The sequence below is a fragment of the Paenibacillus sp. MER TA 81-3 genome (assembly GCF_023713585.1).
In the GTDB taxonomy this organism is placed as follows: Bacteria; Bacillota; Bacilli; order Paenibacillales; family Paenibacillaceae; genus Paenibacillus_B; species Paenibacillus_B profundus.
Genome location: NZ_JAMAWB010000002.1, coordinates 199,029 through 219,597, shown reverse-complemented (window position 1 = coordinate 219,597; position 20,569 = coordinate 199,029). Strand labels below are relative to the sequence as shown.

The 20,569-nt window shown below is 50.4% G+C and carries 18 protein-coding genes; 15 read left to right on the top strand and 3 right to left on the bottom strand.

Annotation, left to right across the window (positions count from 1 at the left end; translation table 11 throughout):
* Positions 1-124 precede the first annotated feature (124 nt).
* The 6 genes from M3650_RS03245 (at position 125) to M3650_RS03220 (ending at position 6,864) form a co-directional block, all read left to right on the top strand.
* Entirely contained in the window at positions 125-838 is a 714-nt protein-coding gene (locus tag M3650_RS03245) for a class I SAM-dependent methyltransferase (RefSeq protein WP_251572321.1), read from the top strand.
* Positions 839-853: 15 nt separating this feature from the next.
* On the top strand, positions 854-1,936 hold the full coding sequence (locus M3650_RS03240; RefSeq protein WP_251572319.1) for a saccharopine dehydrogenase family protein: 1,083 nt from the start codon (positions 854-856) through the stop codon (positions 1,934-1,936).
* 148 nt (positions 1,937-2,084) lie between these two features.
* Positions 2,085-3,668: an AraC family transcriptional regulator gene (locus tag M3650_RS03235; RefSeq protein WP_251572316.1), complete on the top strand. Its 1,584-nt coding sequence runs from the start codon at positions 2,085-2,087 to the stop codon at positions 3,666-3,668.
* A gap of 85 nt (positions 3,669-3,753) precedes the next feature.
* Positions 3,754-4,791, top strand: coding sequence for a FecCD family ABC transporter permease (locus tag M3650_RS03230; protein WP_019419453.1), 1,038 nt, complete (start codon positions 3,754-3,756; stop codon positions 4,789-4,791).
* Positions 4,791-5,816 (top strand): FecCD family ABC transporter permease, encoded by a 1,026-nt coding sequence (locus M3650_RS03225; RefSeq protein WP_251572314.1) that lies wholly within the window; start codon positions 4,791-4,793, stop codon positions 5,814-5,816. Before M3650_RS03230 ends, M3650_RS03225 begins: the two co-directional genes overlap by 1 nt.
* Before the next feature lie 55 nt (positions 5,817-5,871).
* Positions 5,872-6,864, top strand: coding sequence for an ABC transporter substrate-binding protein (locus tag M3650_RS03220; protein ID WP_251572312.1), 993 nt, complete (start codon positions 5,872-5,874; stop codon positions 6,862-6,864).
* A 110-nt stretch (positions 6,865-6,974) separates the two neighbouring features.
* Here M3650_RS03220 and M3650_RS03215 read toward each other — a convergent pair whose 3' ends face one another.
* A complete protein-coding gene (locus M3650_RS03215) occupies positions 6,975-7,427 on the bottom strand; it encodes an AbrB/MazE/SpoVT family DNA-binding domain-containing protein (protein WP_483311720.1) in 453 nt (150 codons plus the stop codon).
* Between the two features lie 186 nt (positions 7,428-7,613).
* Here M3650_RS03215 and M3650_RS03210 point away from each other — a divergent pair, with 186 nt between their 5' ends.
* From M3650_RS03210 to M3650_RS31755, 4 genes are all read left to right on the top strand, one after another.
* Positions 7,614-8,801, top strand: a complete 1,188-nt coding sequence (locus tag M3650_RS03210) for an MFS transporter (protein ID WP_251572308.1) — start codon at positions 7,614-7,616, stop codon at positions 8,799-8,801.
* Positions 8,802-8,928: 127 nt separating this feature from the next.
* Positions 8,929-10,545: an AraC family transcriptional regulator gene (locus M3650_RS03205; protein ID WP_251572305.1), complete on the top strand. Its 1,617-nt coding sequence runs from the start codon at positions 8,929-8,931 to the stop codon at positions 10,543-10,545.
* 178 nt (positions 10,546-10,723) lie between these two features.
* A complete protein-coding gene (locus M3650_RS03200) occupies positions 10,724-12,439 on the top strand; it encodes an ABC transporter ATP-binding protein (protein WP_251572303.1) in 1,716 nt (571 codons plus the stop codon).
* A gap of 731 nt (positions 12,440-13,170) precedes the next feature.
* Positions 13,171-13,302 (top strand): hypothetical protein, encoded by a 132-nt coding sequence (locus M3650_RS31755; protein ID WP_285848316.1) that lies wholly within the window; start codon positions 13,171-13,173, stop codon positions 13,300-13,302.
* Between the two features lie 28 nt (positions 13,303-13,330).
* Here M3650_RS31755 and M3650_RS32210 read toward each other — a convergent pair whose 3' ends face one another.
* Entirely contained in the window at positions 13,331-13,747 is a 417-nt protein-coding gene (locus tag M3650_RS32210; RefSeq protein WP_311295013.1) for a sigma factor-like helix-turn-helix DNA-binding protein, read from the bottom strand.
* A 147-nt stretch (positions 13,748-13,894) separates the two neighbouring features.
* Positions 13,895-14,035, bottom strand: a complete 141-nt coding sequence (locus M3650_RS32205) for a sigma factor (protein WP_311295012.1) — start codon at positions 14,033-14,035, stop codon at positions 13,895-13,897.
* Between the two features lie 513 nt (positions 14,036-14,548).
* Between M3650_RS32205 and M3650_RS03190 the strand changes: the two genes are divergently transcribed.
* The 5 genes from M3650_RS03190 (at position 14,549) to M3650_RS03170 (ending at position 20,550) form a co-directional block, all read left to right on the top strand.
* Positions 14,549-15,262, top strand: coding sequence for a Crp/Fnr family transcriptional regulator (locus M3650_RS03190; protein WP_019419441.1), 714 nt, complete (start codon positions 14,549-14,551; stop codon positions 15,260-15,262).
* A gap of 31 nt (positions 15,263-15,293) precedes the next feature.
* Complete coding sequence (gene fumC / locus M3650_RS03185) at positions 15,294-16,685, top strand: class II fumarate hydratase (RefSeq protein WP_251572301.1); 1,392 nt, start codon at positions 15,294-15,296, stop codon at positions 16,683-16,685.
* A 333-nt stretch (positions 16,686-17,018) separates the two neighbouring features.
* The gene (locus tag M3650_RS03180; RefSeq protein ID WP_251572299.1) at positions 17,019-18,650 is read left to right on the top strand and encodes an extracellular solute-binding protein; all 1,632 of its coding nucleotides are present in this window, start codon (positions 17,019-17,021) and stop codon (positions 18,648-18,650) included.
* 95 nt (positions 18,651-18,745) lie between these two features.
* On the top strand, positions 18,746-19,651 hold the full coding sequence (locus M3650_RS03175; protein ID WP_019420139.1) for an ABC transporter permease: 906 nt from the start codon (positions 18,746-18,748) through the stop codon (positions 19,649-19,651).
* Between the two features lie 20 nt (positions 19,652-19,671).
* A complete protein-coding gene (locus M3650_RS03170; protein ID WP_019420138.1) occupies positions 19,672-20,550 on the top strand; it encodes a carbohydrate ABC transporter permease in 879 nt (292 codons plus the stop codon).
* Positions 20,551-20,569: the final 19 nt, after the last annotated feature.

Genomic DNA, 20,569 nt, shown 5'->3' with positions numbered 1-20,569 from the left:
TTAACAATCCCAGAATAGTGGGATGGTGCTTCTGCTCTGCATCGGTATAATTGAGAATAATTCTTATTGTAAGTGTACAGGAAGCGCAAGTAGTTGGAAAGCTGAAATGACAGGAGCGATGATGATGAATCACTCACAATCTCCGATGAGCTGGGATGATCCGGACGTACATCGGTATGTGGAGACCATTTCTATAAAAATACCAGGCTATCACTTGCTGTACGACATGACCGACCGTCTTATGACCGCGCAGCTGCAGAGCGGCAACGATCCGGCCGAAGTTCTGATTGTCGGCGCAGGCGGGGGGCAGGAGATTATCACGTTCGGCAGCAGACATGAGAGCTGGCTGTTTACAGGCCTCGATCCGTCTGCGCGCATGCTCGATGTGGCGCAGCTTCGTGTCGATCGGGCCACGCTTGGACATCGAGTGTCGTTCATCGAGGGCACAATTGCTCGGCTCGCACAGGCTCAACGATACGATGCGGCCACCTGCATGCTTGTGCTTCATTTCGTCCAAGGCTTGTCGCAGAAGCGGGAGCTGCTGTGCCGTATAGCCGAACATCTGAAGCCGGGAGCGCCGTTGTTCTTGGCCTCGTTGAACGGAAATCCGAATTCAGAGGCATTTGCTGTACAGATGCTGGCATGGAAAAGCCACATGCTTGAGCATGGCATCCCCCTTCAGGAATGGGAGCAATTCGCAGACTCTATCGGCCATGGCAGCGATCCGGTGCCTGCATCGATGGTTGCGGAACTGCTGGAGGAAGCAGGCTTCACACAGGTCACGCGCTATTTTGGCTCTTATTTGATCGATGGATGGTTTGCCATAAAAGCAGAATAAAGGATGGAGACAACGATGAAGGACAACATTGTAGTAGTTGGCGGGTACGGTCATGTGGGGAAAATGATTTGCAAGGAATTGGGCGACTTATATCCTGGCAAGGTGTATGCGGCGGGCCGCAATGTTGAACGTGCAGAGCAGTTCTGCCGGTCAACCTCCGGCAAAGTGAAGCCCTTAAAGTTAAACGTCCAAGAGGCAGCCGATCCCAACATGCTGGCTCGCGCCAAGCTCGTTATTATGTGCCTGGATCAGTCGGATACCGCTTTCGTCCGGTCCTGCTTCAACAGCGGCACGCATTATGTAGATGTATCAGCGAACCGCGCCTTTCTTGCACAGGTGGAGCAAAGGCAGGAAGAAGCTGCAGCGAATGGCGCTACGGCTATCCTGAGTGTTGGTCTTGCGCCAGGCTTGACGAACTTGATGGCTCTGCAAGCTCAACAGCTGATGGATGAGACGAAGTCGATCGATATATCCATTATGCTCGGGATGGGAGACCAGCACGGTCAAGCCGCTATCGAGTGGACGGTGAATAACCTGAACACGAGCTTCGAAGTCATACAAGATGGACGACCGATTACGGTCGCTAGCTTCACGGACGGGAAGCATATAGATTTCGGAGCCGATTGGGGACGCAGAGCCGCTTACCGGTTTAATTTTTCGGATCAACAGACGCTTCCCCGCACGCTCGGCGTGCCGACCGTATCCACGCGACTCTGCTTCGACTCGGCTGCGGTGACGGCATTGATCGCCGGAGCAAGGGCAGCGAAAATGTTCAGCTTATTGAAAGTAGAATGGATTCGCCGCGCGGTTGTTCGCAGCTTCGGTATGATGCGCATCGGGGAAGAGACGTTTGCCGTCAAAATCGATGCCCGGGGCTGCAAGGCAGGGGAGGATGCATGGGTCGAGTGCTTCTTGCACGGAAAAAATGAAGCCGAAATTACAGCCAAAGTCGCAGTATTTGCAGCTAGTGCCGTAAATGGCTCCTCCTTCCCGCACGGCGTATATCATATGGAACAGCTATTCGGACCGGAGAGTCTTCAGGCTGTGACGCGAGGAATAGCTGATCTCGAGATCCGCATTGACCGCAGGAAACAATGAACCGAGCTATCCCTCAAGTGATTTTTCTGCTTTTGGGACAGCTCTCTTTTTTTTATCATCTTGCAAGCCCTCTCAATTGCCCATACAATCAATTATGAGAATGATTATCAATTGATAACTGAATGGCTAGTGATAATGGGAGGATGCTATGGAACGGCCCGATACAATGCCCAATGTGTTTGACATCATCAATGTACAGTTGTTTACTGCTTCTTCCGCAATGAAATCGATTGAAGCTGTCACTGAACATCAGCACCGCATCATTCTGATGACGGAAGGAAAAGCAATCATTCATGACGCGCATTCGAGCGACATGCTGGACAAGGGGGAGCTTATCGCGCTTGCCCCCGGAACAGGCAGCATTTCATTTGAGCTGCTTACCGAATCTGCTGCGGTGTATTGTGTTGAATTTGCCGCAGCAAGAGGATTCAGAGACGGGGATGATTGGCGAATCACAGACACTACCCTGCCGCTGCAGGGAAGAATGCAAGTTCATCCGCTCTCGATTGCACATCACCGGATGGATGAGTTGTTCCGCTGCTGGCACAATGAAGCGTCTGATTCTGTTTTGCTGCAAATCCGGTTTCAAGAGCTCTGGCAGTCGATCTTGTCTGGGGTGTCGCGAACGGGGAACCAACCGAATTCCAAGGCGGTGCTGCGAAACATTCGGGAGCATATGGATAAGCATTTTATCGAACAATTTCAGGTTGAAGAGATAGCGAGATTTTCCGGAATGACATCCAGCGCCTTTTATGAACAATTCAAAGAATACACTTCTCTCAGTCCGCTGCAATACATTACCCATAAGAGAGTGGAGCAAGCGCGCCGTCTGCTGTTGTCAGAAAAAATGAAAATTCAGGATGTGGCGCAAATGGTCGGCTATAATGACGTCTGTTATTTTAGCCGCGCATTCAAAAAAACGACAGGACTCTCTCCATCCCGCTACGTGAAATCGCTAAGTAAGAAAATAGCCGTGATCCATCCTGCTTTATTCGGGAATCTCCTTGCATTGGGCGTGCCCGCTGAGAAGCTTGTGCCGCTGTGGAATGATTGCGATCACAAGTCTCCCTATCGGCGCAATACGGCAGGGGAGTTCAATCTCGATAAATTGCGCAGGGAAGAACCCGACTTCATCATCGGAACCGATCATGCGGCGGAATGGCATGACGAACTGGCTGCTATCGCGCCAACTCGGTTCATTACGTTTAAGCCATTCACTTGGCGCGAGCATTTCACCCAACTTGCAGCGATCATCGGAGTAGAGGAAGTAGCGGAGCAATGGTTGTTTTATTATGATTTGAAAACGGCAGCGGCACAGCGGCGCATCCGCAAAAAAATGCGCAATGAAACGGTGCTCGCCGCACGGATATCGAATCAGGGCGTCCGAGTGTTTGGCGCGAATCGACGGAAAATCGGAAAGTTTCTGTACGGTGAGCTGCAAATGAACGCGCCTGAAAGCGCGTACGGCTTTACGTTCACCGATCTATGCAAGCTGGAACAATTGAATGAATTCCGTGCGGATCATATTTTGCTGTTTCGCGATCAGGGGCAGGCTTGGCGCGATGAAATTCTGTTGCAGGGAAATATCCATTTTACCGGCATATATCCGTGGTTCCATTATTCGGCGCTCGGCCATGTACAGGCGCTGGATGAAGCGCTTATCCATTTTGCGGATGAACCGAGTGGAGGATTGTACAACAAAAAAAGCAGGTTTGGCTATGTCAATTTCTAGTGATTTCTGCAAAAATAATATTGATAATGAATATCAATTTCAACTCAGATTCATTGATTGACTATGATGGAGGATAGGAATTCCGATGACCCTATTGAAGACGCTGCCTCATCACACACCCCTTCGAACCCGTCCGTGGGCAGCGACCGTTATTATTTGTGCCGGCCTGTTCCTTATCGTGATTGGTATCGGTGCCTCCATTGTAACGGGGGTCGCCAACATTACATTCGGCACGGTCTGGAATTCGATCGTGGCTTACGATGCACAGAACGACCACCATGTCATCATACGGGAGCTGCGTATGCCGCGCGCGTTGGCCGGCGCATTGGTAGGTGCGGCATTTGCCGTCGCAGGCGCGATAATGCAGGGGATGACCCGCAATCCGATTGCCGATACCGGCTTGCTTGGCATCAACGCCGGAGCTGGCTTTGTTCTCGTGCTGGTGTTCGCGTTCGTGCCATGGCTGCCTTTCAAGTATATTATTCTGTTCTCGTTCATCGGGGCGGGACTAGGTGCATTACTCGTATACGGCATTGCCTTCATGTCCCGCGGCGGGCTATCTCCACTGAAGCTGGTATTGGCCGGAGCGGTCGTTGGCTCGCTCATTACGGGGCTCAGTCAGGCATTGACATTGCTTTTTCAAATCAATTATGACTTGGCCTTTTGGACGGCGGGCGGCATTTCAACTGCTGAATGGTTTCAAGTTTCCGTCATGCTGCCGTGGATTATTGGCGGACTGCTTGTGGCCATGCTCATTTCCCGTTCCATTACGATATTGAGCTTGGGGGAAGATGTGGCAGCGGGACTTGGCCAGCGGACGGGGTTGATTAAAGGCATTGGCACTTTCGTCGTCATGATATTGGCAGGCGCTTCGGTCTCTACGGTTGGAGGTGTTGGCTTTATTGGCCTTATTATTCCGCACTTGGCCCGGTTCTTGGTCGGAGTCGATTACCGCTGGATTATTCCTTGCTCCGCTATATTGGGGGGAGCGCTGGTCGTCTACGCCGATATGGGAGCAAAATTGATCGCTCTTCCCTATGAGACACCGCTTGGGTCCATTATTGCGGTCATAGGTGTTCCTTTCTTTCTTTATCTGGCCCGTAAGGAACGGAGGGAACTGTAATGAATCCACATCTGTTCGCCCAAGCACGAAGAAAGCGGAGTATCAGGATCATCATGTTGTTCGCACTGCTGCTGCTGATTGGTTTTATCATCAGCCTGAACACGGGACGGTATAGCCTTGCACCGAATGAAATATGGCAGACGTTGCTTGGCGAAGGATCGAAAAAACAAAATATCGTATTATTTGACCTGCGACTGCCTCGAATGATCATCGCTGTGTTGATGGGGGCGGGGTTGGCGGTGTCGGGTGCTGTTCTGCAGGGGATTTCGCGCAATGGCTTGTCCGACCCAGGGATTCTCGGAATTAACTCCGGTGCCGGACTAGCCGTCCTGTTGTTTGTATCGTTCTACCCGACTGCGCAAGTTGCCCCTCCATTCTTCATGCCCTTCTTAGCCCTGATTGGGGCAGGGGTGACAGCAGCCATCATCTATATGCTGTCTTATAAAAAAGGGCACGGCATTTCACCTACTCGTCTGCTGTTGACCGGCATTGCGGTAGGCGCCGGCTTCAGCTCCGCCAGTATTATTTTGACGCTGCAGTTGAACCCGCGCAATCTCGAATTTGTCGTGACCTGGCAAATGGGATCGCTATGGGGTTCGAACTGGGAGTTTGTCCTGGCTCTTCTGCCTTGGATCGTCATTTTGCTGCCGATTGTGTACTGGAAAGCGCGAGTGTTGAACATGCTTAGCTTGAACGAACAGCTTGCCAGCAGCCTTGGAGTATCGATTAACAAGGAGCGGCTTATACTGATCACCGCAGCGGTCGGCTTGGCCGCCTCCTCTGTAGCTATCGGCGGAGGCATCGGGTTCGTCGGGCTGCTTGGGCCCCATATCGCCAGACGATTGGCCGGTCCGCAGCATCAATACATGCTGCCCATTACGGCGGGAGTCGGCGCCTTGCTCGTGTTGGCCGGAGACACAATCGGCCGCAGTCTGATGGAATATACGGAAGTTCCCGCGGGCGTGGTTATCTCGTTATTGGGCGGTCCTTACTTTATTTACTTGCTGATGCGCTCAGGTAGATAGGGAAGCTGGAGCGGTCATTTTATACACAGATTACTTGTAAAGGGGTTCGAAAAACATGAAAAAATCGAAATGGATAGCAAGTATACTATCGGTTCTGCTCGCCTCGTCTGTATTAACGGCTTGCGGCGGGGGGACGCAACAAGGTGCTGCTGGTGAGACACCGGCGAACACGGTTCAGCAGTCTGATGAACCAGCACAGCCAGAGCAAGCGGCTTTCCCGCGTACGATCCAACATGTGAAAGGCGAGCTCGTTCTGAAGAAGAGGCCGGATAGAATCGCCAGCGTCGACATTATGGCGACAGACTATTTGCTTGTGCTGGACGAATCCCCGATCGTGTCAGAAGGCTTCGGAACGAAAGATAAATCGCCGATATTTGCGAAATATGCAGCAGGAAAAAAGGTAACCGATCTGGGCGGCAAAACGAATCTGGAGACGCTGCTGGAGATGGAGCCTGATCTCATTGTCATCAGCAGCACAGGCAAGGCCGACCGATTTGAAGAATTCAACAAGATGGCTGATACCGTCGTGATCGATTACTCGCTCGACGCACCGTCCCGTCTAATGAAATTTGCGGAGCTCGTAGGCAAAGAAGAAAAGGCGAAGGAAGTGATCGCCGAATTCAACAAGCTGAAGCAGGACGCAACGGCTGCAGCCGCCAAGCATCAAGGGGAAACGGCGCTATTTTTAGTATCTAACGGGAAAGATTTTACCGTCATCCATCCGAAAAACTTCCCGATATTTTATGAGGACATCGGCTTGACGTCAGTGAAGGGATTGCCGGAAGACGGGAAAATCGGCGGGCGGATCGGCATCGAGGCGTTGAGTGAATTTGGCGCCGACCATATATTCATCGCGGAGAACCGCAGACAGATGAATCCGGATGATCCGCAAGGAATGATCAACATCTGGACGGATAATCCGGTATGGAAGAACCTTAAAGCGGTGAAAAACAATCAAGTCTATTCGGTTGATACACTCGTCGGCGATACGTTTTTTCTTGGGCAGATCGCTGGCCTCGAGGCAATCAAGGAGCATCTCGGCAAGTAAAATGAATTGTATTGTTGAGCATTCCCAAAACTCAAATATGATTGTTTGCGGAAAAAACAGAGCTCCTTCGTAAATGGAATACGAAGGAGCTCTTGCTATTGTCTACAGCCTTATTCGTGAGCGTTCAATTCTTTCTTGAGCTGGCTGATCCGGCTTGCGCTGACTCCCAACATTAGGGCCAGGTCTTTCTGCTTGGCATTAGGATACTGCTGCATCGCTTGCTGCAGCCGTTGCTTCATTTCCGACGCTTTTGTGTTCTTGCGTGTTGATTGCGGCAATTCTGGAAGTGGTGTGGTGATGTCCTCATGCGGATGGAAAGACGGCTTTAAATCTGTGATACAGGACTGGCAGACGAACTGTTCTTTATAGTAAATCACGTTGTCGAGCCCGCGGCAGAAGGTGCATTCCGTGGACTTGTATTTTCGTATTACAATTACGTTGTCCTCACTGATGAAAAACTCTACAGGGTCGCCAATTTCAATGTTGCGTGTCATCCGGATTTCGGCCGGAATGACAATCCTACCAAGCATATCCAACGCTCGAATCATGCCAGTATTTTTCATTTTCGTTTCCCCACATTCACCATGGATTTATCCTTATTATACCAATAATGCCACGAGAAATGAAACTATGAAAATAGATTCTCCCGTTAACCAGCAATGGACTCCGTCAACAGGTAGATGCGCGATCAGATGAATAGTAAGATATGTTCCTAAGAACGTAAGTCGTTATCTGTTGAGAAAGGGAGAATGGAATTGAAATACAAGTTTGCAATTATGTTTCTTATCGTCTTATGCGGCATGATCTCGATTGCGGCATTTAATCCTATCATAGGCCCACTATCCCGTACGTTGGGGCTAAGCGAGATTCAATCGGGAATATTAGTGTCGGTATCGGGCATTTGTTGGCTCTTGGGAGGGTTTTTTTGGGGGAAAAAGACATTCATGAGCCGCAAAAAAATGCTCGTATCGATTATGCTCGTCTATGTGGTTACGCTGGCCGGCTTTGGTCTGCTCGCCGATTATGCCACTCGGCTCGTGACCAATCCGTCGACCCTGTTTTGGATTTTCTTCTGCTTGCGCGCCATAGCGGGCTTCTTCTTCGGCGGAATTCCCGCCAAGGCGCAGGCGTATGTCATGGGGTGGACGACGCAGCAGACCCGCACCCAGGGCATGGCACTGTTCGGTGCAGCGAACGGACTTGGATTCGTATTGGGTCCGGCGCTTGGGGGACTGCTTGCGGTAGTAAGCCTGACCGCTCCGATGTATGCGGCGGCGGCGCTTCTACTCGCAGTGGCCATCCTGCTGCTGTTGTTCATTCCCGACGAGCCAGAGGGAGAGGTGCGACGTCACTCAGCCGCGCTTTCACCCAATGACGCGCGGATTCGCCTCTATGTGTGGATTGGCTTGGCGTTGTCCGTCGCTCTGAACATTGTTCAGGTGACGATCGGCTTCTATGTGCAGGATCGGCTGGACTATAATCCACAGCGTGCGACGCAGCTTATCGGAGCAGGGCTGGCCATTTCTGGGGTGATGGTGGTTGCATCGCAAATCCTGATTAGCAAATACTTGAAATGGCAGCCGAAACGCTTGCTGACTGTCGGATTATCGTGCGTTGGCTTAGGGCTGATCGGTTTGTTGACGCTCATCCATCATTCGTTCGTAGGGTTTACGGTATTAGGAATCGGGATCGGCTTTACGATGCTCGGCTATAGTGCAGGGGCTTCGTTGGCGGTGCTCGATCAGGAGCAGCGAAGCGTCGCTTCTTACATCGCTTCGGTTCAAGGGGGCGGGGCATTCCTCGGACCGCTTGCCGGAACCATGTTATACACAGCACATGTGACGTATCCGTACGTGTTCTGCGTGCTTCTGTTGAGCCTATTAATCGTATGGGTGCTCAGAACAAGCAACAAACAGCAACCGCAAGAATCAATGTGAGTTTCTCGCGCTTTCAACCTCAAAAGAGTCTCTCAATATCTTGAAGCTGTTCAATAATGATTGAACGGCTTCTTTTTTTAATATAGAATGTAATAGTGATAATCATTATCAGTTTAGGGTGGTACGTATGTACGAACAGGATATAAAGCCGATCACACGGCGTTCTTTATTTTATACGTTGACGGATATTCGTTACTATGTTCAGCTTCTGAACTATGAACCAGGCACACTCGTGGCTGCCCAATACTCGATTCTAGCGATAGCAGCGGGAGAAGGGCGCCTGAATATCAATGGAACATGGTGCAGCTTGGAACGCGGGAAAGGCTTCATTCTGACTCCTGACATGAAGGTGTCTATCGAACAAGACAGCGAAGCTGCGCTTGAATACTACTGTGTGGCTTTTGAAATTCTACGGACATTAGGGTCAGGCGGAGAATTGCATAGCGCCAGCAATGACGAAGCCCCGACATTTCCGTGCGAGGGAGAGGTGGAGCTTCATCCTTTCTCCTGGTATATCGAGCTGATCGAGTCCATCTATCGTTTCCGGTATGAGAGTGATGAAATAGGTTCCTTTCAGAACTATGTCCGGTTTCAAGAGTTGATCGCACATATACTGGAAAATAATGTGGCGGGCGCGGATCAGACGGACACGCATGCAGCCGTTGCGCTCTCGATCGAGCGGTTGCGTCACCGTTTCTGCGAGCAGATGACCGTGGAGCAGATGGCGGCGGAAGCGAAGGTGGGCCGGTGGCAATATACGCGTCTGTTCAAACAATTAACCGGCACGATTCCTCTTGATTATCTCAATGAGCTGCGCATGAGTCGGGCCAAAGAGCTGCTGTTGTGCACGGAAGACCGGCTCCATGACATTGCGCTCAAAGTGGGATTCAGCAATGAGTATTATTTCAATCGCCGCTTTACACAGACGGTCGGTATTACGCCCACCCGGTATAGACTCATGCATCGCGACGATATCCGGGTCATCTCCCCATATTTGGAGGATTTTCTGATAGCGCTCGGCATTACGCCTGTCGTACAATGCTCGCATTCCTTATGGGGCAAGCAGGATTATCTCGGTCTGGATGAGACTCCTGTATTCGACGTCTCGTCTGGCCATTACGAGGTGTTGTCGCAATATGAGCCGGACATCATCATGATCGATGGGGGAATGGATCGAACGAACTTCGAGCCGTATGCGCCGACCTATCAATTGGCAAGGATTAGCGAGGATTGGCGCTCGTCGCTGCGAACGATGGCCGATTGGTTCGGGAAGGCGGACAGAGCGGAGGAAGCAATTGCCCAGTATGAGAGTGAAGCTGCCGCTGCTAAGAGCATCTTAAGCCGGACTGCCAAAGGACAATCGATCGCGGTTCTGCGGATCACTTCGAACGGTATCGCCTTGTATGGCGGATCCGACATGGGGTATACAGGTCCCGTGTTATACGGATCTTTAGGACTGACGCCGCACCCGCTCGTGAAGCAGCTGACACACGGCACGAGAAGGGCCGACTTGCCGCTTGAATGGCTGAATCAGCTTGACGCCGATCATTTGTTCATCACGTTCGAGAAGCAGGAGTCGTCCATAGACGGGGAGGAACGGAAGCTCTTGGACCACCCATTATGGCGGATGTTGCCTGCAGTACGGAATCAGTGCGTATATGAGGTTGATTTTTTGACGTGGATGAATTATGGTGTTATTTCGCATCGTAAAAAAATGGATGATGTGCTGCAGGCGCTCGCTTGATCCCCCGACTTGAGTTTGTACAAAAAAGCATGAAGATTGTCCATTGTCTCTGCAGGAGATCGTAGACTACAATTTCATATGAAAATGAGTATCGATATCATGTTAATGGATGTGTGCTCCTGACGGCTGGAGACTCTGCTCATTTTACATGATACATAACAGAAAAGAGGGATTGTTTTTGTTAAGGCGCTTTTTCGCTTATTACCGTCCATATAGAAGCTTGTTCATTCTTGATTTCTCCTGCGCGGTCATTGCCGCGCTGCTGGAGCTCGGCTTCCCGCTTGCCGTCAACAAAGTGGTTGACCAGCTGTTGCCGACGGGGAATTGGAGATGGATTTTGTGGGCGTGTCTCGGTTTACTAGCTATCTATCTCATCAATATGGTACTTCACTTTGTCGTTACGTACTGGGGTCATATGCTCGGCATCAACATTGAAACCGACATGCGGAAAAAAATGTTCGACCACTTGCAAAAGCTGTCGTTCCGCTTCTTCGACAACAATAAGACCGGACAGCTGATGTCCCGCATATCCAACGATTTGTTGGAAATCGGCGAAGTGGCGCATCATGGGCCGGAGGATTTGTTCATCGCCGTCATGACGCTGCTTGGCGCATTTGGACTAATGCTCGCGATCAATTGGAAGATGGCTGTGCTGACGTTTATCGTTGTGCCGTTTCTACTGTGGCTGGCGCTATACTTCAATCGGAAGATGATGGGCGCCTTCCGGCGGATGATGTCCGATCTGGCCGATGTCAACGCACGGGTCGAAGATAGCATTGGCGGCATTCGCGTCGTTCAAGCGTTTGCTAACGAGCCCTATGAAAAAGACTTGTTCGCTAAGAACAATGGGCGCTTTCGGCTGACGAAGCTTCTGTCCTATAAAATCATGGCATGGAACACCTCGATTAGCTACATATTGATGCGGATCGTAACCGTGTTCGTGCTGTTGTGCGGGACCTGGTTCGTCATTCAGAACGAGTTGAGCTACGGCGAGTTTCTCGCCTTCATCCTGCTGACGAACGTGTTCCTAGGGCCAATTCAGAAGATTAACACGGTCATTGAGAGCTATCCGAAAGGGATCGCCGGCTTCAAGCGTTATGTCGAAATTCTCGACACAGAGCCAGATGTGGCCGAAGCGCCGAATGCAGTGGAAGTAGATCACCTGCGTGGCGACATTTGCTTCAAGGATGTATCGTTCGGCTACGAGCAGGATAAGCCTGTCTTGAACAATATCCGCCTGAACATTCGGGCAGGGGAGACGGTTGCGTTCGTCGGTCCGTCAGGAGCGGGGAAGACGACCTTATGCAGTCTGTTGCCGCGCTTCTACGACGTGAATAAGGGCAGCATCTCGGTTGATGGCATCGATATTCGAGAGTTCAAGCTGGCGTCGCTGCGCAAGCAGATCGGTATCGTGCAGCAGGATGTGTTCCTGTTCTCTGGAACGATTCGGGAAAATATCGCGTATGGCAAGCTGGACGCGAGCGATGAGGAAATATGGGAAGCGGCTCGCCGGGCGCGGCTCGCGGATTTCATCCAGTCACAGCCGGAAGGCATGAAGACGATTATCGGCGATCGGGGCGTGAAGCTCTCTGGCGGACAGAAGCAGCGGCTTGCCATCGCGCGGATGTTCTTGAAAAATCCGCCGATCCTCATTCTAGACGAAGCGACATCGGCGCTTGATACTGAGACGGAAGCGGCGATTCAGCAATCGCTGGCCGAGTTGTCTAAAGGGCGCACGACACTCGTCATCGCTCACCGGCTGGCAACGATCCGCAATGCGGACCGTATCGTCGTTGTGACGGAGCAGGGCATTGCGGAGCAAGGAGCACATGAAGAACTTTTAGCCGTTGGCGGTATGTACAGCCGTTTGCACCACGCACAGTTCGGCGCTTAGACATGGATTAGGAAGCTCATGGTATCATATATACGAATTTGTGGCCCATGGGGAAGTGGATTATTGCCCCGTGGGTCTTTTTGTTGGATAACGTAAATCAATCAGACGTGTGAAAAAGCAAAAAGGACTACTCATTCGTGATAAAGATAAAATAAGGATAAATAATCTCGAAATAGGTTGCTTATACACCGGCATGTACAGCCAAAGAACAGACAGGGCGGAAGTGAAACAGCATGGATGCAATATGATCATCGGACATGGGGGAGTGGAAGGTGTTAATGTCATATGGCTCTAAGGTTGAAGGGCAGACCGCCCTTCATTGGATTTTGTCCAATGAAACAGCGAGGTATATCACTTCAAGGTCGCTTTCATTGGAATTTGTCCAACGGTTCACACTCCATCCGCACCAATCGCTTTAAAACAGCCGGATCCATTGGACAAAATACAGTCTGAACGCTTTTAACCGTCAGAGTGACAGATTCCGCTGTATGTTTTCCAATGGGACATAATAATGACTATCAACAATATTTGAATAAACTCTTCCCACACTGTTTAAGTAGAAACCGTTGGTGGAATGCTACAATCCTTGCTCTTGGGGATGTCTGAACTGAGGAAGACTATTTAAGGTTAAACGCGACAGATGCTCGGAAAGGAGTATCAAGGGCATGCTGCCTATAATCATCGCTGCCGCTTGAGAAGCCTTTCCGTTGCAGTGCCGCATTTACTGACCGATGCGTGCCAGCTTATCCGGAATTGCGGATGAAATAGAGCCGCTGCGCAATTCCCCGCTCGGTGTGAAAGAGGATGACTGTGTCAATCACTGCGCCGTTGCGAATGGCGAGACTAACCTGACCATTGAGTGAGGTTCGCTCCATGGTGAGTTGGCCTTGGCTATGAACCATTTTGCGGGTCAGGCCAAGCAGGAAGCGGATGATGCGATCCCGTGTCTGGATCGGATGGCTCGCCGCTGTTGCTTTGCCGCCGCCATCGGAGATGAGGATGGCATCTTCGGACAGCAGGGTCAGAATCGTTGGCACGCTCTTCTTTCACTACCGCTACCACGAATCGGTCCACCCATGCTTCACCGACGATGGATGAGCGCACCGTTCGGTGCTCGGCCAGATCCATCTTCTCCCTTGCCCGGCTGAGAAGCTTGCGGCAGTTCGCCTCGGTCTTGCCGAGCAGTTCGGCAATGTCTGTATACTCGAACTCGAACGCCTCCCTTAGCACTAACAAAGTCCGTTCCGCAGGCGTTAGCCGCTCCAGCAGCACGAGCAAGCCGCACGATAGCAAGTCTTTGCGAATCAATCTTTCCGACAGGTCGGATTCCGGCAAAGGCAGCGGTTCAGGAAGCCACGGCCCAAAATACAGCTCGCGCTTCTTTCGCGCCGACCGGAGCAGATCGTGGCAGCGATTGATCGTCAGTTTACAGAGATAAGCTTTCGGTTGTTCCGCTTATCGTTCGGGATCAACGCTGTGGACTTTAACAAATACGTCCTGTACGGCGTCTTCCGCATCAGCGACCGTTCCGGTCAACTGATACGCCAAGGTGAAGAGCAGCGGCTTATATTGCGTAAATAGCTCGTTCCACTCCATTGCGCTCCCATTCCTTTCTATTGAAGACGGGCACTATCCCATGCCCATTTCTGTATTTCCCAGTCCCGTTTCCCGGCAATAATAAAATGAATTCCCCATTTTTGCAGCCACATGACAGCTTGCGCTTGACTAAACCCGAAGCAGCAAATGCTCGATTTCCGTTAAGGTGCACATATAACGAGGAGTACGATTATTTGGGCAACCGATCCGAATCGATTACCCCGATGATGTCCAGGTGCCGCTGCAGACGGCCATAAGGAGGACATAGGGGGAGGCATCCCGTTTTACGTTCTATTCCGTTTTCATGCTCGCCGTCGTTACCGCCCCGTGCTTAATGACATGGAGCCGTTCTGAAGTCATGATGATATCTTCCAAAAAGGGGCTAAATTTCATTATGATAATGATTATCAATATCAATAAAATGTGCTATAATAAGGGAAGCTGATACGGTCACACTCTGCTGTCATCACGAACATTTTTGAACAACGCACTAATAGGAGGTGGAGAGCTGTTATGGTTGCAACGACGTCCGCACCAATTACGAAAGCCTTGAAATCCATAGCTCTGTTCCAGTATTTTAAAGATTGGGAGCTGGAAGCGATGGCCAATGTTTCAGCTTTGCGTCCATATAAGCGCAATTCCCAATTATTTTGTCAATATGATCCTATGGATAATATATACTTTGTTATTAATGGCAGAATTCGAATTTACCGGATTAGTGAGGAGGGCAAGGAGCAAACTTTTTATATGGCATCGGATGGGGAAATGTTTCCGAATGAAGGGTTTTTCCGCAATGGGAGCTATACCGCTAATGCGGCAGCCGAAACTGATAGTCTGTGTCTGGTCACTGCGCTGAAGCCGTTCGAGGAGATCTTGATACATAATTCAGACATGACCACGAGATTGTTTCAATTGCTGACGGATAAGATTATTGATCTGCAGACCCGGCTGGAGGAAAAATCATGCTATACGTTGAAGCGTCAAGTCATGGCATCGCTCATTCGCTTAAGCAACACCCATAGTTCCGCTTGTGAGGGGGGATGGAATAAATTCGATACCCGGCTTACCAATCAAGAGCTGGCTGGCATGGTCGGCACGACGCGAGAAACGGTCAATCGGTGCCTGAACGAATTGAAGAAGCATGAGGTCTTGACAGCCAGCAACGAAGGGTACCTCATGATTCGAACGGAAATGCTGCGGCAAATGCTGCATGGAGTAGGCAACTAAACTGACGGATACGATATGAGGAGGAATCGCCATGGATTACCGAATCGAGCACGACACGTTAGGAGAAGTGAAAGTACCCGCTGACAGGCTTTGGGCGGCTCAGACCCAACGCAGCTTTGATAACTTCCGCATCGGCACGGAACAGATGCCGCTGCCGCTCATCCGCGTATTCGCCATCTTGAAGAAAAGCGCGGCGCTGGCGAACCGCTCGCTCGGCAAGCTGGAGCTGGAGAAGGCGGATGCGATCGTTGCGGCGGCGGATGAGATTATCCGCGGCGAGCTGGACGATCATTTTCCGCTTGTCGTCTGGCAGACAGGGAGCGGCACGCAGACGAACATGAATGTCAACGAGGTGATTGCCAATCGCGCCAATCAATGGCTGCAGAAGCGTGGAAGCGGCTTGCGTATTCATCCAAATGACGATGTCAACCGTTCGCAGAGCTCGAACGATACGTTCCCGACGGCAATGCACGTCGCCGCTCTCTTGGCACTCGAAGATGAGGTGCTGCCGGCATTGACTGAATTGAAACGTACGCTCCAGAACAAGAGCGAGGAATTCCAGGACATCATCAAAATCGGCAGGACCCATCTGCAGGACGCGACGCCGTTGACGCTCGGACAAGAAATAAGCGGCTGGGTCCGTATGCTGGATAAGACGGAACGAATGCTGAAGCAAAGCGCGGAGTATACGCAGGAATTAGCAATTGGCGGAACGGCGGTCGGGACCGGGATCAATGCCCATCCGCAATTCGGCGATCTGACGGCAGCGGAGATTAGCAAGCAGACCGGCAAGACGTTCACATCCGCCGTCAACAAATTTCACGCTCTGACGAGTCATGATGAACTCGTGCATGCGCATGGAGCATTGAAGGCGCTGGCGGCCGATCTGATGAAGATCGCCAATGACGTGAGATGGCTGGCTAGCGGACCGCGCTGCGGCATCGGCGAGATTACGATACCGGCCAACGAGCCCGGAAGCTCCATTATGCCGGGCAAGGTGAATCCAACACAGAGCGAAGCATTGACGATGGTCGTCTGCCAAGTGATGGGCAATGACGCGGCGATTGGTTTTGCGGCCAGTCAAGGAAATTTCCAGCTGAACGTGTTCAAGCCGGTCATTATCTACAATTTTCTGCAATCGGCGCGCCTGCTGGCCGATGCCATACGTTCCTTCCATGACCATTGTGCGGTCGGCATCGAGCCGAATCGGGCAGCGATTCAGAGCAATCTCGATAAATCGCTCATGCTCGTCACCGCATTGAATCCTCATATCGGCTATGAGAACGCGGCCGCGGTGGCGAAGCTGGCCCATCGAGAAGGGATGACGCTCAAGGAAGCGGCGCTGCACAGCAAGCTGTTGACCGAGGAGCAATTCGACCGCATCGTGCGGCCTGAACATATGATTGCACCGACAGAAGAGTGAGTCGTGCGTTACAGAGCGATTGTCTGCGTTATAAGCAGACAATCGCTCTTTTTTGTTTATGACATTTAGGTTTAAGACTGTTGCCGCAATAGTTGTATATAGATGTAAAGACCAGTATATAGAAACGCCGCCAAGCTCTTTTTATAATGAATCTATAAGAGGATGTTCAAAAAGTCCGCTTTTGATCACGAAGTCAACCAGGAAGTAACTCGGCATCGAATCTTGCATACGTTTCGAATTCCTGCAACCTTCTCGGTGCTGAAAACCAACCTTTTTGAACACGCATTATAAGAAATATTTACTACTTACTTTCACTTACTGGGAGGGTCGCACGTGAAAAGAAAACAAAAAATCAGTTTGGTCGTAGCGCTCATCATTAGCCTCGTTGCCGCCACTGCATGCGGGAAGCAAGAGGAGGCTCAGAAGCCAGAGGGAGCACCAGCCACCGAGGCGAATGCCGTCTTGGAAGTTTCAACGGTTCGTGCCAGTGATCCGTATCTGAAGTTTGATGAAGGAGAAGACTTTGACAACAACTCGGTGTACGACGCATACGAGAAAGACACCGGGGTGAGAATTACGAACAAATGGATAGCCGATGGCAGCCAGTTCCCAGAAAAGCTGAAGATGGCGATAGCTTCCAATGATATCCCTGACTTTTTCCCGGTTGAAGCCGCTCAATTGCAGCAGCTGATCGAAGCGGATATGATTATGGATTTGACAAGTGTGTATGAAGAGTTCGCCACGCCTGAAACAAAAAAGTTCATGAAAATGGACGGCGGTCTGCAGATGAAGTCTGCTACGTTCGATGACAAGCTGATGGCCATTCCACAGACGGGGAATCCTTTTTCCGGACAGTTCGTGTGGGTGCGCACCGACTGGCTGAAGCAGCTCAACCTGCCTGAACCGAACACGATGCAAGATTTAATGACAATTATGGAAGCGTTCGCAACGAAGGACCCGGGTGGAACGGGCAAGTCGTACGGCTTGGCCTTGAACAAAACCTTTAACGACGGCGCAACCGGCCTTGTCGGCTTCTTGAACGGCTACCATGCTTACTTGGAACAGTGGATTGACGATGGTACAGGTCAAATCGTGAGCGGAGACATTCAACCGCAAATGAAGGATGCATTGAAGGCATTGCAGGATATGTTCAAGAAAGGACTGATTGATCCTGAATTTGCTGTCAAGGATACGCAGAAGGCATCCGAATTGATCTTCGGTGACAGCATTGGCGTACTATACGGTGCCGAATGGACACCGGCCCATCTCGTCCAAGGGGCGGTAAAGGACGGAAAGGCCGTTCAGGAATGGGGCGTATATCGGCTGCCATCAGCTGACGACAAGCCAGCAAAGTCACAGATCGGATTGGGTGCCATCAATTACTATGTCGTGTCCAAAAAAGCCAAGCATCCAGAGGCTGTTATCAAGCTGCTGAATCATTGGATCGTGGTCGACAACAACCAGACGGAAGAAAATAAAGTGTACGAATTTGGTAAAGATCGGGTGGAGAAGTCTAGCAACTACTGGCTGCTTAACCCGCTGACGCCACACAACCAGACGAATGACAACGGTGAAGTATTGCCGAAGGCGATTCAGAACAAGGACGCCAGCATTTTGACGACGAAGGAACACAGAACCCGGTATGGCCGAGCTATGAAATATGTGGAGGGCGATATTTCCATGTGGTGGGAATATTTGATTTCCGGCCCGAACGGATCGCTGTCACTCGTTCCGAAGATGAAGCAGGACAATCTATTCGAACAGACCAAGTTCTATGGCGCGCCGACGCCGACAATGGTTGAAAAAGGCGCGATTTTGAACAAGAAACGGGACGAAGTGTTCGTCAAAATCATTATGAATCAAGTTCCAATTGAGCAATTCGATCAATTTGTCGCCGATTGGAAGAAGCTCGGTGGAGATCAGATTACTGCGGAAGTGAACGAATGGTACGCCAAAAATAAATAATTGCATCGATGGATAGATGACATCTCGTTCCTTAGGGGAATCGGAACACGTTCGGTTCCCCTTTTTCCTATTTTGATTTCAAGCAGGTGGTGCGTATGAATACAATAAAACGCATGTGGAAGACCGAGTGGCCGCTTCATGTCATGCTCCTTCCCGGATTGGTCTTCATTCTCATATTCAGTTATATTCCAATGGCTGGCATTATCATGGCTTTTCAGAAGTTCATCCCGAGTAAAGGGTTGTTTGGATCGCCGTTTGTCGGGTGGAAAAACTTTCAGTTTGTGATTGATTATCCCGATATCGGCCAAATCTTTTTCAACACCGTCTTCATTGCCGTTATGAAAATTGCAGCCGGACTCATCGTGCCGATTACGATTGCGATCTTGTTAAATGAACTGGGCAAAGAATGGATCAAACGGACCTTCCAAACGCTGGTCTATTTGCCGCACTTCTTATCTTGGGTGCTGCTAAGCGGGATCTTGATCGACATCTTATCTCCCTCTTCAGGCATCTTCAATCAGCTCCTTGGCGTATTCGGCATTGATCCGATTTTTTTCCTGGGCGACAATAAGTGGTTTCCTTACGTGATGGTCATTTCAGACGTATGGAAGGAATTCGGATTCGGAACGATCGTGTACTTGGCTGCGCTCACCGGGATTAACCCATCGCTTTACGAAGCTGCAGAGATCGACGGAGCCGGGCGCTGGAAGCAGACGCTCTACGTGACCTTGCCGGGAATGATGCCGATTATCGTGTTGATGTTAACCTTGAACATCGGCAATGTGTTGAATGCGGGCTTCGATCAAATCTTCAATTTATACAGCCCGCAAGTGTATGAAAGCGCAGATATTATTGACACGTTCGTCTATCGCATGGGGATCCAGCAATCGCAATTCGGATTTGCAACCGCGGTGGGTCTGTTAAAGTCAATCGTCTCCTTTATTATGATTTCCGTGTCTTATATGTTGGCTTATCGTTTCGCGAACTATCGTATTTTCTAGCAAAGGAGCTTGGCGTACTTATGAAAAAGACACTGGGCCGGCGACTGTTTATTGGCTGCAATTTTCTGTTGCTTGCGGCGATCTCGTTTATGTGCTTGATGCCCATCATCCATATTTTGGCCATCTCGTTCAGCTCCGGCGCGTCGGCCTCGGCTGGCAAAGTGACATTATGGCCTGTCGAGTTCACCACGGCCGCTTATGAGAATGTATTCGGCAAGCCTGAATATTTGCAGGCCTTCTGGATTTCGATCCAGCGTGTCGTGCTCGGGACAGCCGCCAGCATGTTTCTAACGATACTAACGGCATATCCATTATCGAAAGACACGAGGCAATTTCGCCTGCGTACCGTTTACGTATGGATATTTGTATTCACGATTTTGTTTAACGGCGGTCTCATTCCTTGGTATATGACGATTAAGACGCTCGGTCTGATCGATTCGATATGGGCATTAGTGCTTCCGAGTGCGGTGCAGGTGTTCAATATTATTTTGCTGCTTAATTTTTACCGCAATTTGCCGAAGGAACTGGACGAATCGTCAAGGATGGACGGCGCCGGACACTTCACGACATTATGGAAAATATATGTGCCATTATCTCTGCCAGCGCTTGCGACAACCGGTCTCTTCACGATGGTCGGGCATTGGAACAGCTGGTTCGACGGGATGATCCTGATGAATCATCCTGATAAATACCCGCTGCAAACGTTTTTACAGACGATTATTATTAACCTGGACTTCCGATTTCTGAAATCGCAAGACGCAGAGTTAATGATTCAACTGTCCGATCGGACCAGCAAAGCAGCGCAAATATTTGTCGCCGCCTTTCCAATCCTGATCGTCTATCCGTTTTTGCAACGATTTTTCATTAAAGGAATTGTGATGGGAAGCGTCAAAGAATAATAGTTTAAAGTTATCTACT

Bases quoted from the DNA above. Each gene is read 5' to 3' on its own strand.
- M3650_RS03170 (WP_019420138.1), top strand. From the start codon at position 19,672: ATGAAAAAGACACTGGGCCGGCGACTGTTTATTGGCTGCAATTTTCTG.
- M3650_RS03245 (WP_251572321.1), top strand. From the start codon at position 125: ATGAATCACTCACAATCTCCGATGAGCTGGGATGATCCGGACGTACAT.
- M3650_RS32205 (WP_311295012.1), bottom strand. From the start codon at position 14,035: ATGGAGTGGAACGAGCTATTTACGCAATATAAGCCGCTGCTCTTCACC.
- M3650_RS03210 (WP_251572308.1), top strand. From the start codon at position 7,614: ATGGAATTGAAATACAAGTTTGCAATTATGTTTCTTATCGTCTTATGC.
- M3650_RS03175 (WP_019420139.1), top strand. From the start codon at position 18,746: ATGAATACAATAAAACGCATGTGGAAGACCGAGTGGCCGCTTCATGTC.
- M3650_RS03220 (WP_251572312.1), top strand. From the start codon at position 5,872: ATGAAAAAATCGAAATGGATAGCAAGTATACTATCGGTTCTGCTCGCC.
- M3650_RS03230 (WP_019419453.1), top strand. From the start codon at position 3,754: ATGACCCTATTGAAGACGCTGCCTCATCACACACCCCTTCGAACCCGT.
- M3650_RS03205 (WP_251572305.1), top strand. From the start codon at position 8,929: ATGTACGAACAGGATATAAAGCCGATCACACGGCGTTCTTTATTTTAT.
- M3650_RS03240 (WP_251572319.1), top strand. From the start codon at position 854: ATGAAGGACAACATTGTAGTAGTTGGCGGGTACGGTCATGTGGGGAAA.
- M3650_RS03225 (WP_251572314.1), top strand. From the start codon at position 4,791: ATGAATCCACATCTGTTCGCCCAAGCACGAAGAAAGCGGAGTATCAGG.
- M3650_RS03235 (WP_251572316.1), top strand. From the start codon at position 2,085: ATGGAACGGCCCGATACAATGCCCAATGTGTTTGACATCATCAATGTA.
- M3650_RS03190 (WP_019419441.1), top strand. From the start codon at position 14,549: ATGGTTGCAACGACGTCCGCACCAATTACGAAAGCCTTGAAATCCATA.
- M3650_RS03215 (WP_483311720.1), bottom strand. From the start codon at position 7,427: ATGAAAAATACTGGCATGATTCGAGCGTTGGATATGCTTGGTAGGATT.
- fumC (WP_251572301.1), top strand. From the start codon at position 15,294: ATGGATTACCGAATCGAGCACGACACGTTAGGAGAAGTGAAAGTACCC.
- M3650_RS31755 (WP_285848316.1), top strand. From the start codon at position 13,171: ATGCGTGCCAGCTTATCCGGAATTGCGGATGAAATAGAGCCGCTGCGC.